This is a genomic window from Mycobacterium sp. 852014-52144_SCH5372336 (assembly GCF_001665615.1).
Lineage (GTDB): Bacteria > Actinomycetota > Actinomycetes > Mycobacteriales > Mycobacteriaceae > Mycobacterium > Mycobacterium neumannii_A.
Map to the genome: position 1 here is coordinate 154,261 of NZ_LZSW01000049.1, position 13,638 is coordinate 167,898.

The following is a 13,638-nucleotide window of genomic DNA, read 5'->3' on the forward strand; positions in this document are numbered from 1 at the left end:
TTCAGCGCAACGCACAGTCTCCGCACTTCGATCCGTCGCTCACGCGGTAGTACAGACAGCAGCTTCGGCGACGAAACGCCAAGTTGTATTTGACCGTTCCGGTTCCGGTGAGTCTGCCGGTCTCCAGCAGAGACCGCGCCAGGGCGGTCGCGGAATCGCGCAGCTGCGGTCGCACCGAGTAGAGCGCTCTGGTCGCGGCCACTAACGCCGAGGCGATGTTGCCGTAGAGCAGGCCGGGTGCGACCTTGACACGCAGCCCGTCGGCCAACCGCTCCAGGTGCTCCTCGACGACGATGCGGTACAGCGCGGCCGACGGATCCCCGACGATCTGAGCACCTTCGGGGGCAGGAACTCTCAGCGCTGGGCTGTCCTCCGCACGTTGCAGGCTCGTGAGGTCGGGGACCACCCCGTATGTGACGGCGCACGCGAGCACCGGTGACCACAGCCTCGACGCGTGGCTCAACTGCACCGCCGACGCGCTGATGCGAAGGTCGCTCGTGCGGTAGCGTTTAGCCGTCACCTCGATCAGGTCCTGGTATCCGTCGGTGTAGCACGCGTTCACCGGCCGCCAACCCGCTTCGGCGCCCCCATGGGCGATGGCAAAGAACCCTCCGAAGCGGGTGATCTCGGTGAGTTGAGCGTCGATCCTCACCGGGTCCGCTCCTTGGGTGTCACGTCGACCCGGATTCGATCGGTGCCCGCATCGAGGCCGACCCTGGCCGCGACGCCGTAGACCTCGGCGAGCATGCCCTCGGTCAGGACCTGTGCGGGAGTGCCGATCGACACCACGCGGCCGGTATCGAGGACGCAGACCCGGTCGCAGTATGCCGCAGCGAGATTGAGGTCGTGCAATGCCGCGATGACGGTGGTGCCGGTGTTCCGTAGCAGGTGCAGAGCATCGTGCTGGTGGCGCAGATCGAGGTGGTTGGTCGGCTCGTCCAACACGATCGTGTCGGTCCTCTGTGTAAGCGCACGAGCGATCATCACGCGCTGCTTCTGACCACCCGAGAGCCGGTCGAACGGTTCGTTCGCCAGACCGGATACCTCCACCGATTCGAGCGCCTCGGCGATGATGCGGCGATCGTCGGTGTTGTCACCGTCGAACGCGCGCTTGTACGGGGTCCGGCCCATCGCGACCACGTCGAACACCGTGAGCGCGAAATCGCCCGGCGCGTCCTGCAACACCGCCGCGATGCGGCGCGCCGCGCGCTTGGCCGACATCTGCCAGACGTCGTCGCCGCCGACCAGCACGCGCCCCGATGTCGGCCGCTGAGCGCGGTAGAGCGTGCGCAACAGCGTGGTCTTACCGGCGCCGTTGGGTCCGACGACCGCCACCATCTCACCGCGCTCCGCCCGCATGGAGACGTTGCGGATCAACGTCTTTCGCCCCCTCGTCACCGTCACATCGTCGATGAGGACTCCGCCGGTCACGCCGACACCTTGCGCCGCATGAGCCACAGGAAGTACGGGCCGCCGACGAGGGCGGTCAGGACGCCGACCGGCAGTTCCTCCGGTGCGGCGACGGTTCGCGCGGCGATGTCGCACACGATCAGGAACGAGGCCCCGAGCAGCGCGGCCGCGGGCAGGGCGCGACGGTGGTCGGCGCCGACGAGCATCCGCACGATGTGCGGCATGATCAGGCCGACGAATCCGATCGCACCGCTGACCGCGACCATGGCACCCACCATCAACGCGACCACGACGAACATCGCCCCGCGGAAGCGATGAACGTCCAAACCCATTGCTGCAGCGGCCTCTTCACCGCTGTACAACAGATTCAGCGGCCGGGTGACGGCGAGCAGCACCGCGATACCGACGGCAACGGCGACAGCCGGGATCCACACCGTCGACCAGGTGGCCCCACCGAGGCCGCCGAGCATCCAGCGCACCGCCGACTGGGCCTTGTGCGGGTCGTCAGAAGTGACGATCAGCAGACTGGCGACGGCCGACAGCACCTCCGCGACCGCGACACCGGCGAGTATCAGTCGCAGCGTGGTCATCCGTCCGCCCGTACGAGCGAGAAAGTAGACGGCGACCAACGCGACCAACGCTCCGAGAAACGCCGCCAGCGGCAGCATGAACACGCCGAGCCCTGCGCCGGCCACCAGCACCGCAACCGCACCCACCGACGCACCCGACGACACACCCAAAAGCATCGGGTCGGCCAACGGGTTGCGCACGACAGCCTGCAGCACCATCCCGCAGCATGCCAGGCCGGCCCCGATGACCGCCGCCAACGCAACCCGGGGTAGCCGTGCGTCGAGCACGATCGAGGCACGCACGGGCGGCCATGTCGGGTCGACCAACATCGGATGGAGCTGGTGGAGCAGGATCTGCCACACCTGCCCGGGCGGAAGGGCCACCGACCCGATGGTGACCCCTGCGGTCGCGCACATCAGAAGGAGCCCCGTGAGCATGGTCAGCACGAGGCCGTACGGAACGCGTTGCGAGCCCGGGGTCACCGACCGCACCGGCCTGTCCAGGACGACGGCCGTCATCGCGCCTGCTCCGGATGCAGCTGTTCGGCAAGGGATCTGACCGCGGGCCCGACACGCACGCCTGCGGTGATCTCGGACAGCGGCAACACCGCGAAGCGCTGGTCGCGGACGGCAGGTACCCGCTGCAGCAGCGGGTTGTCCTGCAGAAACCGTTTCTTCTGCTCGACCGATTGATCGCCGTAGTCATAGATCAGGATGACCTCGGGCGCCCGTTCGGCGAACTGTTCGAACGAGACGTCGGCCCACACCTTCGGTACGTCGGCGAACAGGTTGCGCCCGCCCGCGGATTCGATGATCTGGTTGCCGATGCCCTGCCCGCCGGAGGTGAACACGGTGGCCTCACCGCTGTCGTAGACGGCCACATCGACCGGTGCCAGGTCGCGCACGCGCTGACGGGTTTCCTGCAGGCTACGCTGCTGGCGTTCGACCACCCACTCGGCTCGGTCGCTGACACCGAATATCCGCCCCATGGTGCGTATTTCGTCGTCCACCGCAGAGAACGTCATCGGCTCAGAAGAGCAGTTCTCAGGGTTGAGGTGGGTGTCGATGCCGACATCGCGCAACCGCTCGCGCCCACGCCCCTCCTTCTCGTCGAATGCGCTTTCCCAACCGCCGTAGACGAAGTCGGGTTCGGCGGCGAGCAGTGTCTCGTACGACGGGTATTCCTCGGCGATCACCGGTATGCCCTCGTAGGCGTCGCGGTATTCGGGCAGCACCTGATCGTCGAGGAATGCGGTGCCCACCATGGACTCCTGAAGTCCCAGCGCCAACATCGTCTCGACCGAGTGCTGGTTCAAGGCCACGGCCCGGCGCGGAGGGCGGTCGTAGGTTGTGGTGATGCCGCAGTTGGTGACGCTCACCGGGAATCCCGCCACGGCTTCGGCGGCGGTGGTGCCGGCCGGCGGGCTCGCAGTGCCGCACGCGGTAAGCAGCAGCGCCGAGATCACCGCCGCCGCAAGATGTCGACGCGCCATATGCCGTGCCCTCCGTCGTGCGCGGATGCCACGGGAAGCGCTCTCGGTACGCCGAGGTCAGCCTCACCGGGGAAATCCGCCCCAGCCTTATGAGGAGGCGACCGCGGTGAGTATCTGGCTCCCGGCTCGATCGCAAAGACCTCGCCGGTCACAGTGGCGGGACCGCGCCGGATTCACACCGGCTTCCTCGAGTCGCGATCGCCTGTCGGGCATGATCCTGCCACACGGGCGTCGGTGGGCGCTCGTCCCGACGGCTCGGCCGGCTCGGTGAGCCGCTGTCGTTCTGTTGGCGTCGTTGCGCCCCAGATGCCCCATGGCTCCACGGCTGTGAGTGCGTACCGCAGGCATTCGGGCTGCACGGGGCACGGCCGACAAACTCTTTTCGCCTGTTCTTCGCGTGCTACTCGACGTTGCCCGCGCTCACCTTCGGCCGCGAAGAAGATCTCTGTCGGCAGCCCACGGCACCGTGCGTGTAACAGCCACTGCCGATCGTCTGCGGGGCTGTGCGCCGGACGAGGACAGGCCACCATCAGCGTTCCTCTCGGAAGTCGACGTGGCGGCGGACGGTGGGGTCATACTTGCGCAGCACCAATCGATCCGGGTCGTTGCGCCGGTTCTTGCGTGTGACATATGTGTAGCCCGTACCGGCCGTCGAACGCCGTTTCACGGTGGGCCTGATATCGGTGCGCGCCATCAGATTTTCTTCCCCTCCTTCCGTAACCGCGCCACGACGGCCTCGACGCCGTCTCGGTCGATGACCTTGATGCCCTTCGCGCTCACCCGCAGTTTGATCCGGCGCGATTCGGACGGCAGGTAATACGTCTTCGTCTGGATGTTGGGACTCCAGCGACGACGCGTGCGTCGGTGCGAATGCGATACCGAGTTGCCGAAACTTGGTGCTCGGCCGGTGACCTGACAGTGCGCGGACATATTCCTCCTTCGGCGGTAACCTAGCGTTAATGAAAATCATTTTCAACTGAGGAAGGGTTGCTGTGCGCACTCCACTGGTGCTGATCTGCGGGCAAGGCAACACAGAAGGCGTCGCCACCGTGCTGGCCCGGGCGACCGGCACGGTGGTCGTCAGACATGGATACGACGGTCAAGTCGTGGTGCGTACCGTCACGACGTCGTCGGGCACCACGGCTAAGCCCATCGAGTTGGTCCGCGGATGCGTGACCTGCACCGTGCGCGAGGACCTACTGGCGCTGCTGCGCCGACTACACCGCCGCGGCGATGTCAATCGCATTGCGGTGCAACTCATGCCATGGCTTGAGCCCGAACCGGTGTGCTGGGCGATCAACAACGTGCGGGTGCACGTGGGTCCTGGCTACATCGACGCACCAGCGGCTCGTGACGTGCGCATCGAGGCGGTGGTGACCTGCGTCGACTCTGCCGTTTGGCTGACTCAGGCGACCGGCGACCACGACCTCGACGACGGACGGACCGTGGCGCAGGTGGCTGTCGGGCAGGCCGAATTCGCCGACACGCTCGTACTGGACCAAGCTCATGCGCAGACACTGAAAGTACTGCGACGGTTGGCACATCGTGCGCGCCTGACGGTCGGTTCTGAACGCATCGAGATGGCGCTGGCCAACCTCGAGCCTGACAGCAGGCGCGGACGCAGCGACCACCCGCACGACCCGCTGCTCGCCGGACAGCCGTCACTGGATGCCGACGGCGAGATCGGGTTGTTGCTGTTCTCCGCCCGTCGGCCATTCCATCCCCAGCGACTGCACGACGCGCTGGAGGTGCTTCTCGACGGCGTGGTGCGCACGAGGGGACGGCTGTGGTTGGCCAACCGGTTCGACGATGTCATGTGGCTCGAATCAGCCGGCGGAGGTATGCGGTTCGAGTATGCGGGTCGATGGCTGGCCGCAATGAGCGAAACCGAGCGGACCTACGCAGACCCGCAACGTGTTGCGCTCGCTGCCGCCGACTGGGACGGCCGTCTCGGCGACCGTCACGTTTCGATCACCGTGTTGGTGCGCGGAGCGGAACCAGAGGACATCGTCGACGCGTTACGCGCGGCACTGCTCACCGACGAGGAATGGGCGCGCCCACACGAATGGCCCGCATATGCAGACCCTTTCGGCGACTGGCACGAGGATCCGTGTGACGACAGGGCCGAACATGCCGGCGAAATCAGCAGCCGGCACGAAGGGGAGGATCGGTGAAGGACGCGGTCGACAGTCACGATCGAGCGCACCATCGCGTTGGCCACTTAGAGTTGGCGCTATGCGTCTCAAACTCGGCAGGCCCAACCTGGCGGATTACGAGCGCTATTTCGACGTCCCGCCGGCGGGTGCGGATACGCCGCTGAGGGTCACCTGGGCGGGCGTCACGACGCTGCTGATCGACGATGGCGAATCGGCGCTGCTGACCGACGGCTTCTTCTCACGCCCGAGCCTGGCCGAAGTCGGGCTGCGGCGGCTGTCACCGGCGGAACCGCGCATCGACGGCTGCCTCACCCGCCTGCGGATCGACCGGCTGGAGGCCGTCCTTCCCGTACACACCCACTACGACCACACGATGGACAGTGCGGCTGTCGCCGAGCGGACCGGCGCGCGACTTGTCGGCGGCCAATCCGCCGCCCACGTGGGCCGCGGCCACCGGCTGCCCGAGGACCGCATCGTGGTCGTCAGCCCCGGCGACCCCGTCGCGCTGGGCGCTTACGAGGTCACGCTCATCGAGGGGGATCACTGCCCGCCCGACCGGTTTCCGGGTGTCATCACCGGTCCGGTCGTGCCGCCGGTCAGGGTGTCGGCGTACCGGTGCGGTGAGGCGTGGTCCACGCTGGTTCGTCACCGTCCGTCGGATCGTCGTCTGCTGATCGTCGGCAGTGCGGGATTCGTTGCCGGCGCACTGGCCGGACACCGCGCCGATGTCGCGTACCTCGGAGTCGGCCAGCTCGGACTGCAGCCGGAGCGCTACCTGCGTGATTACTGGCGCGAAACCGTGCGGACCGTGGGCGCGCGCCGCGTGGTGCTCATCCACTGGGATGACTTCTTCCGTCCCCTGCACGAACCACTGCGCGCGCTTCCCTACGCAGCCGACGACCTCGACGTCTCGATGCGGGTGTTGTCGCGGCTGGCCTACGACGATGGCGTCGCATTGCACCTGCCCACGCTGTGGCAGCCTGCCGATCCGTGGATCTGATCCTGGCGGTGGCCGCCCTGGCGGTCATACTGGGTTTCGCGGTGGCCCGCCCGCACAAGTGGCCGGAAGCCGTCGTGGCGGTACCCGTGGCCGCGCTGCTGATCGGCGCCGGCATCGTCTCGCTGGACGAGGCCGCCGCGGAGGTCGGTCGCCTGGTGCCGGTGGTGGGCTTTTTGGCGGTCGTTCTGGTGTTGGCGCGGCTGTGCGCCGACGAGGGAGTGTTCCGCGCAGCGGGTGCGGCGTTGGCGCGTGCCGCCGACGGCAGCCAGAACCGCTTGCTGGCAGGGGTGTTCGCGATCGCCGCGGCGACGACGGCGGTCCTGAGCCTGGATGCCACCGTGCTGTTGCTGACCCCCGTCGTGCTTGCCACTGCTCGCATGCTGTCGGTGCCGGCCACCCCGCATGCCTATGCGACCGCGCACCTGGCCAACAGCGCGTCGCTGCTGATACCGGTGTCGAACCTGACCAATCTGCTGGCGTTCACCGCGGCGGGCATTACCTTCCTGCACTTCGCCGCGCTCATGACACTGCCCTGGCTGTTGGCCATCGTCGTCGAATTCGTCGTGCTGCGTTGGCTTTTCAGGAAGCAGCTCTCGATCGCGCCCCGGCCGGTGCCCGACGATACGGTGCACGTCCCCGTGTTTCCCCTTGTCGTACTGGGCTTGACGCTGGCCGGATTCGTCGTCACCTCGATGCTCGGAGTCTCGCCGGCCTGGGCCGCACTCGGCGGAGTCGTCGTGCTCGGTGGGTGGAGCCTGACGCGACGCCACACGACCGTCGCCCGGATGGCAGCCGCAGCCGATGTGCCGTTTCTGCTTTTCGTGCTGTGCCTCGGCATCGTGGTCGACGCCGTCATGGTCAACGGTCTCGACAACGCGATGCGCGGCCTGCTGCCCAGCGGTCACGGACTGCTCGCGCTGCTTGGGATCGCGGCCGTCGCGGCGCTGCTGTCGAACGTCGTCAACAACCTGCCCGCGGTGCTGGTGCTGCTGCCGCTGGTGTCGGCATCGGGACCGGGCGCCGTGCTGGCGGTGTTGATCGGAGTGAACATCGGACCGAACCTCACCTACGTCGGCTCGCTGGCCAACTTGCTCTGGCGTAGCGTCGTACGCCGCGAAATGACAACCACCGCAGGTGAGTTCAGCCGCATCGGACTGTGCACAGTACCCGCCACGCTGGTGGCCGCGGTCGCCGGCCTGTGGGTGGCGCTGCGGTTGTTCGGCCTCTAGCCTCGGCGCTGACGGGCGATCTCGGCGAGCACGACGCCCGCGGCCACCGAGGCGTTCAACGACTCCGTGGGGCCGGCCATCGGGATCGAGACCACGGCGTCGCAGGTCTCCCGCACCAGGCGCGAAAGCCCTTTACCCTCGGAGCCGACCACGACGACGATCGGTCCCGAGCCGTCAAGTTCGTCGACCGTGATGTCGCCATCGGCGTCCAAGCCGACGATCTGCAGGCCCTCGTCGGCCCAGTTCTTCAGTGTGCGGGTGAGATTCGTGGCCCGCGCGACCGGAAGCCGCGCGGCGGCACCCGCACTGGTACGCCACGCGACCGCGGTCACAGAGGCCGACCGGCGCTGCGGAATCAGGACGCCATGACCGCCGAACGCGGCGACCGAACGCACGATCGCACCGAGGTTGCGCGGGTCGGAGATGTTGTCCAATGCGACAAGCAGCGCCGAGGCGCCGTCGGCCGTCACGGCTGCGAGCAGATCGTCCGGATGCGCGTAGGAGTACGGCGGAACTTGAAGCGCCACACCCTGATGCAGACCGTTGGCGGCGATGCGGTCGAGGTCGTGGCGCGGGACCTCGAGGATCGAGATTCCCGCGTCCGCGGCGATCTGCACTGACTCGGTCAACCGCTCGTCGGCGTCCGCACCCAGCGCGACGTACAGAGCCGTCGCGGGCACCCCTGCGCGCAAACACTCCAGGACCGGATTGCGTCCCAGCACCACCTCGGTGTCGTCGGTTTTCTTGCCCTGCCGACGCGGCTGGGATTTCGCGGCCTTGGCCGCCCGCTTGGCCGCCGGATGGTGGGGACGCATATGCGCGGGCGGAGTGGCGCCGCGGCCTTCCAGACCGCGCCGCCTAACGCCGCCGGACCCGACCGTCGGGCCCTTCTTCGTTCCCGGCTTGCGTACCGCGCCTCTGCGCTTGGAGTTTCCGGCCATCTACTTCGTGTGTCCGTCGAGCAGCGTCCACTGCGGACCATCGCCGGTGTCGGTGACCTCGATCCCGGCTTCCTTGAGGCGATCACGGATCGCGTCGGCTTCGGCCCAGTCCCGCCGCGCCCGTGCGTCCTCGCGCCGTTCGACCTCAGCGCGCACCAACACATCGACCGCGGCCAGTGCGGCCGACGTCTCGTCCTTGGATTCCCAGCGCTCGTCGAGCGGGTCCGCGCCGAGAATACCCATCATCGCGCGGATCGACATCGCCTGTGTCAGGGCGGTTTCGTGGTCACCGGCGTCCAGCGCGCGATTGCCCTCGGCGCGCGCGGCGTGCACCTCGGCAAGCGCGATCGGAACGGACAGGTCGTCGTCGAGCGCCTCGGCGAACTTCGGAGTCCACTCGCCGGGCACGACGGCGCCAACCCGGTTGCGCACGCGGTGCAGGAAGTCCTCGATACCGGTGTAGGCCCTCGCCGCGTCCTGCAGCGCCGTCTCCGAGAACTCCAGCATCGACCGGTAGTGCGCGCTGCCCAGGTAATAGCGCAACTCCGCGGCCCGGACACGTTGCAGCACAGCGGGAATCGCGAGCACGTTGCCCAACGACTTGCTCATCTTCTCGCCGCCCATGGTCACCCAACCGTTGTGCAGCCAATACCTGGCGAACGGGTCGCCTGCCGCCTCGGCCTGGGCGATCTCGTTCTCGTGATGAGGGAACACCAGGTCCATGCCGCCGGCGTGGATGTCGAACTCCGCGCCGAGATACGCCTGGCACATCGCGACGCATTCGGTATGCCAGCCCGGTCTTCCACGACCCCATGGCGTCGGCCAGGACGGTTCACCGGGTTTGGCGCCTTTCCACAAGGTGAAATCGCGTTCGTCGCGCTTGCCGGTCGCTACGCCCTCACCCTGGTGTACATCGTCGATCTTGTGACCGGACAGCTTGCCGTAGCCTGGCAGGCTGAGCACGTCGAAGTAGACGTCGCCGTTACCGACATACGCGTGGTCCCGCTCGATCAGCCGCTCGATCAGCTCGACCATCTGGGTGATGTGGCCGGTGGCGCGCGGTTCGGCCGACGGCGGCATCACCCCGAGCGCGTCATAGGCGGCCGAGAACGCGCGCTCACAGGTGGCGGCCCACTCCCACCACGGCCGTCCCGCGTCGGCGGCCTTGTTGAGGATCTTGTCATCGATGTCGGTGACGTTCCGGATGAAGGCGACGTCGTAGCCCTTGGCCATCAGCCAGCGCCGAAGCACGTCGAAGGCGACTCCGCTACGTACGTGTCCGATGTGGGGCAGACCCTGAACCGTGGCGCCGCAGAGGTAGACCGAGGTGTGCCCGGGGCGCACGGGAACGAAGTCGCGGACGGCACCGCTCATGGTGTCGTACAGCCGCAGGTCGGTCACGCGCTGACCGCCCAACCGTTCGTCTGATTCACGGCACCCAATCGTTCGCCCCCAATCACGAAGGGCCAGCTTACAGGCCTAATCGCGGTCGACCACCAACGCGGTCGCGATCGCCGCCAGACCCTCACCACGGCCGGTCAGACCCAGGCCGTCGGTGGTGGTCGCGCTGACGGACACTGGAGCGTCGAGCAGTTCGGACAGGAGCTTCTGCGCCTCGATGCGGCGCGGACCGACCTTCGGACGGTTGCCGATCACCTGCACTGCCGCGTTGACGATTCGAAAGCCCTGATCGGTGACGAGCCCGTGGACGTGCCGAAGCATGTCGGCGCCGCCGGCGTCGCGCCACTCGTCGCGACCGGTTCCGAAGACCTCGCCGAGGTCGCCGAGACCGGCCGCGGAAAGCAGCGCGTCGCACAGCGCGTGCGCCGCGACATCACCGTCGGAGTGGCCTTCGCAGCCGTCTGCCCCGTCGAACAGCAGACACAGCAGCCAACACGGCCGCCCCGCCCGGATGGGGTGTACGTCGGTGCCGAGCCCGACCCTTGGCAGGCTCGTCATCGGCTTCAGGAAGCGGCGGCGAGTGCCTCGTCGAGGATGGTCGCGGCCTTCTCGTCATCGGTGTTCTCGGCGAGAGCAAGCTCGCCCACCAGGATCTGTCGCGCCTTGGCCAGCATCCGCTTCTCACCCGCCGACAGGCCACGCTCCTGATCGCGTCGCCACAAGTCGCGGACCACTTCGGCGACCTTGTTCACGTCACCCGAGGCCAACTTCTCGAGGTTGGCCTTGTACCGCCGCGACCAGTTGGTCGGTTCCTCGGTATGGGGGGCACGGAGCACCTGGAAAACCTTGTCCAGGCCCTCCTGTCCGACGACGTCGCGCACCCCGACATACTCTGCGTTCTCGGCTGGCACTCGAACCGTGAGGTCCCCCTGAGCGACCTTCAAGACGAGGTATTCCTTTGGTTCGCCTTTGATGGTCCGGGTTTCGATCGCCTCAATTAACGCAGCACCGTGGTGGGGATAAACAACGGTGTCTCCGACCTTGAAAATCATCAGTTTCGAGCCCCTTTCACACCTCAATGCTAGCACGGTGCCCAGACAGGGGTGGACCAACGGTGCAGGTCAGGGGCACCTCGGGGGAACGTTAGGGGTTGACACGCCGACGAATCCATGCATGGCTCAGGCGTCTTCGAGACGTCCATCCAGTAGCTGGGGCGGGGCATCGCGCATGGGGCAGTGGCACTTCCGGTGCCACTTTCGCGGCGCCGCCCGCGGATTCCCGACGACGTGCCGGACCTCAGCTACCGCCGCCCGCACGCACCTACTACTCTGCATAGTCGAATCCCGCGACCGACCGGATCGGTCGCTTCGACGGGCCGAGCAGGAGGCAAGAGTGGACCGCTTCAAACTGGCCGCCTGCGGGTTGGCTGCTGCCTTTGTCGTGGGCGGGGCGCTCGTCGGCTGCAGTTCGGGACAGGTCTCCCAGATGACCACGCAGGAGCCGGCCGTCAACGGCACCAGCGCGAACCTCGGCGAGATCGCGTTGCGCAACGTTCACCTGCGGGCCGAGCAAGTGACCGACTTCGTCCGGCCGGGCAAAGAGGTCGAGCTGATCTTCGTGGCGGCCAACACCTCGCCTGAAGAGGCCGACAAGTTGGAGTCGGTCACTTCCGAGGTCGGCACCGTGACCCTGACCGGTGACACCACTGTGCCCGCGGGCGGCATGCTCACGGTTGGCGCACCGGACGGGCAGATCACCCCATTGGAGAGCGTCGAGGCCGCAGAAGCCGCCGAAGCCATGGTCACCTTGAGCAAGCCGATCACCAACGGCCTGCTCTACGACTTCACGTTCAAGTTCCAGAAGGCAGGCGAGGCGACCGTGCGGGTGCCGATCTCCGCCGGTGAGGCGCCGCGTCGAGGCGAAGCCGCCGAAGCGGGCGGACACGGCGGCGGGCACTGAGCGAAGTCCGCGACACGACCGCTCAGCGCTGAGTTTCTGTCGCTGTCTGTCGGAGGCGACGGCTACCGTCAACGCGTGGCCAAAAGTGGCGCCAAAGCGCGCTCGCAGTACCGCTGCTCGGAGTGCCACCACGTAACCCTCAAATGGGTCGGCCGCTGCCCCGAATGCGGCACCTGGGGCACCGTCGACGAGGTGGCCGTGTTGTCCGCGGTGGCCGGAGCCGGAGCGCGACGTTCAGTCGCCCCCTCCTCAGCGGCCGTGCCGATCAGCTCGATCGATCCCGGGCGCACCCGTCACTGCCACACCGGTGTCACCGAGTTGGACCGAGTGCTCGGCGGCGGCCTGGTGCCCGGATCGGTGACGCTGCTCGCCGGTGATCCCGGCGTGGGCAAGTCGACGCTGTTGTTGGAGGTCGCGCACCGGTGGGCGGCGGCGGGGAAACGGGCGCTGTACCTCTCGGGTGAGGAGTCGGCAGGCCAGATCCGGATGCGGGCGGAACGCACGCGCTGCACTCACGACGAGGTGTACCTGGCCGCGGAGTCGGATCTGGGCACAGCACTTGCACACATCGACGAGGTGCAGCCCAGCCTGGTGGTGGTCGACTCGGTGCAAACCATGTCCACCACCGAGGCGGACGGCGTCACCGGCGGCGTCACCCAGGTACGCGCGGTGACCACCGCTTTGACGATGGCGGCCAAGACATCCGGCGTCGCGCTGATCCTCGTCGGCCACGTGACCAAGGACGGTGCGATCGCCGGGCCGCGCTCGCTCGAACATCTCGTCGACGTCGTGCTGCACTTCGAGGGCGACCGCGCATCGTCGCTTCGGATGGTCCGCGGCATCAAGAACCGCTTCGGCGCCGCGGACGAAGTCGGCTGTTTCCTTCTGCACGACAACGGGATCGAAGGCGTGGCCGACCCATCCGGCCTGTTTCGCGACCAACGACCCAAACCCGTTGCGGGAACGGCGATCACGGTCACCCTGGACGGTAAGCGTCCGCTGATCGGAGAGGTGCAGGCGCTGATCGGGCCGCCTGCGAACGGGACCGCCCGCCGCGCCGTCAGCGGAATCGACTCCTCGCGGGCCGCGATGATCACCGCGGTCCTCGACAAGCACGCGGGCCTGTCGGTGGGCGCCCACGACATCTACCTGTCGACCGTGGGCGGCATGCGGCTGACCGATCCGTCGGCGGACCTGGCGATCGCGGTGGCCATCGCGTCTTCGAAGATGGACCTGCCCGTGCCGGCCGCCGCGGTGGCAATCGGCGAGGTGGGCCTGGCGGGCGATCTACGCCGGGTCACCGGCATGGACCGCCGCCTGGCCGAGGCGGCCCGGCTCGGCTTCACCTCGGCGGTCGTACCACCCGGCGTGACATCGGTGCCCGCGGGATTGCGGGCGATCACCGCCCACGACATCGGCTCGGCGTTGCGAGTTTTGCGCGATATCAGCAAAGATCAGCAAAGATAGAGCAATGACGGCC

Annotated in this window: 16 protein-coding genes and 1 riboswitch; of the genes, 5 read left to right on the forward strand and 11 right to left on the reverse strand. The window is 67.5% G+C overall.

The window, feature by feature from the left end:
* Window position 1 precedes the first annotated feature (1 nt).
* From A5759_RS15450 to rpmB, 7 genes are all read right to left on the reverse strand, one after another.
* Window positions 2-652 (reverse strand): (2Fe-2S)-binding protein, encoded by a 651-nt coding sequence (locus A5759_RS15450; protein ID WP_068199164.1) that lies wholly within the window; start codon window positions 650-652, stop codon window positions 2-4.
* A complete protein-coding gene (locus tag A5759_RS15455; protein ID WP_068199252.1) occupies window positions 649-1,431 on the reverse strand; it encodes an ABC transporter ATP-binding protein in 783 nt (260 codons plus the stop codon). The genes A5759_RS15450 and A5759_RS15455 overlap by 4 nt, the downstream gene beginning before the upstream one ends.
* The gene (locus tag A5759_RS15460) at window positions 1,428-2,498 is read right to left on the reverse strand and encodes an iron ABC transporter permease (protein ID WP_197506052.1); all 1,071 of its coding nucleotides are present in this window, start codon (window positions 2,496-2,498) and stop codon (window positions 1,428-1,430) included. Before A5759_RS15460 ends, A5759_RS15455 begins: the two co-directional genes overlap by 4 nt.
* Window positions 2,495-3,472, reverse strand: coding sequence for an ABC transporter substrate-binding protein (locus A5759_RS15465; RefSeq protein WP_068199166.1), 978 nt, complete (start codon window positions 3,470-3,472; stop codon window positions 2,495-2,497). The genes A5759_RS15460 and A5759_RS15465 overlap by 4 nt, the downstream gene beginning before the upstream one ends.
* A gap of 108 nt (window positions 3,473-3,580) precedes the next feature.
* Window positions 3,581-3,661: riboswitch (cobalamin riboswitch) on the reverse strand.
* On the reverse strand, window positions 3,646-4,002 hold the full coding sequence (locus A5759_RS25680; RefSeq protein WP_156616940.1) for a WhiB family transcriptional regulator: 357 nt from the start codon (window positions 4,000-4,002) through the stop codon (window positions 3,646-3,648). Its footprint overlaps the riboswitch before it by 16 nt.
* Complete coding sequence (gene rpmG, locus A5759_RS15470) at window positions 4,002-4,166, reverse strand: 50S ribosomal protein L33 (RefSeq protein ID WP_064425042.1); 165 nt, start codon at window positions 4,164-4,166, stop codon at window positions 4,002-4,004. The genes A5759_RS25680 and rpmG overlap by 1 nt, the downstream gene beginning before the upstream one ends.
* Entirely contained in the window at window positions 4,166-4,402 is a 237-nt protein-coding gene (gene rpmB / locus A5759_RS15475) for a 50S ribosomal protein L28 (protein WP_064425041.1), read from the reverse strand. Before rpmB ends, rpmG begins: the two co-directional genes overlap by 1 nt.
* Before the next feature lie 62 nt (window positions 4,403-4,464).
* Between rpmB and mrf the strand changes: the two genes are divergently transcribed.
* The 3 genes from mrf (at window position 4,465) to A5759_RS15490 (ending at window position 7,857) form a co-directional block, all read left to right on the forward strand.
* Window positions 4,465-5,646, forward strand: a complete 1,182-nt coding sequence (gene mrf / locus A5759_RS15480; RefSeq protein ID WP_068199168.1) for a ribosome hibernation factor-recruiting GTPase MRF — start codon at window positions 4,465-4,467, stop codon at window positions 5,644-5,646.
* A 61-nt stretch (window positions 5,647-5,707) separates the two neighbouring features.
* Window positions 5,708-6,628: an MBL fold metallo-hydrolase gene (locus tag A5759_RS15485; protein WP_066841202.1), complete on the forward strand. Its 921-nt coding sequence runs from the start codon at window positions 5,708-5,710 to the stop codon at window positions 6,626-6,628.
* Window positions 6,619-7,857 carry an SLC13 family permease gene (locus tag A5759_RS15490; RefSeq protein ID WP_068199169.1) on the forward strand — a complete coding sequence of 413 codons (1,239 nt, stop codon included), beginning with the start codon at window positions 6,619-6,621 and terminating at the stop codon, window positions 7,855-7,857. Before A5759_RS15485 ends, A5759_RS15490 begins: the two co-directional genes overlap by 10 nt.
* Here A5759_RS15490 and rlmB read toward each other — a convergent pair.
* The 4 genes from rlmB to carD all read right to left on the reverse strand — a co-directional run bounded on the left by rlmB (window position 7,854) and on the right by carD (window position 11,251).
* Window positions 7,854-8,798, reverse strand: coding sequence for a 23S rRNA (guanosine(2251)-2'-O)-methyltransferase RlmB (rlmB, locus tag A5759_RS15495; protein WP_064399271.1), 945 nt, complete (start codon window positions 8,796-8,798; stop codon window positions 7,854-7,856). The genes A5759_RS15490 and rlmB overlap by 4 nt on opposite strands.
* A complete protein-coding gene (gene cysS / locus A5759_RS15500) occupies window positions 8,799-10,199 on the reverse strand; it encodes a cysteine--tRNA ligase (protein WP_068199171.1) in 1,401 nt (466 codons plus the stop codon).
* Window positions 10,200-10,277: 78 nt separating this feature from the next.
* A complete protein-coding gene (gene ispF, locus A5759_RS15505) occupies window positions 10,278-10,757 on the reverse strand; it encodes a 2-C-methyl-D-erythritol 2,4-cyclodiphosphate synthase (protein WP_068199173.1) in 480 nt (159 codons plus the stop codon).
* Between the two features lie 5 nt (window positions 10,758-10,762).
* On the reverse strand, window positions 10,763-11,251 hold the full coding sequence (gene carD, locus A5759_RS15510) for an RNA polymerase-binding transcription factor CarD (protein ID WP_064425037.1): 489 nt from the start codon (window positions 11,249-11,251) through the stop codon (window positions 10,763-10,765).
* 340 nt (window positions 11,252-11,591) lie between these two features.
* On the opposite strand from carD, the gene A5759_RS15515 reads away from it, so the two are divergent.
* Together A5759_RS15515 and radA are read left to right on the forward strand one after the other, a co-directional pair.
* Window positions 11,592-12,158, forward strand: coding sequence for a hypothetical protein (locus A5759_RS15515; protein WP_064399273.1), 567 nt, complete (start codon window positions 11,592-11,594; stop codon window positions 12,156-12,158).
* A 75-nt stretch (window positions 12,159-12,233) separates the two neighbouring features.
* Complete coding sequence (radA, locus tag A5759_RS15520; RefSeq protein ID WP_068199175.1) at window positions 12,234-13,625, forward strand: DNA repair protein RadA; 1,392 nt, start codon at window positions 12,234-12,236, stop codon at window positions 13,623-13,625.
* The last annotated feature ends 13 nt before the right edge of the window (window positions 13,626-13,638 follow it).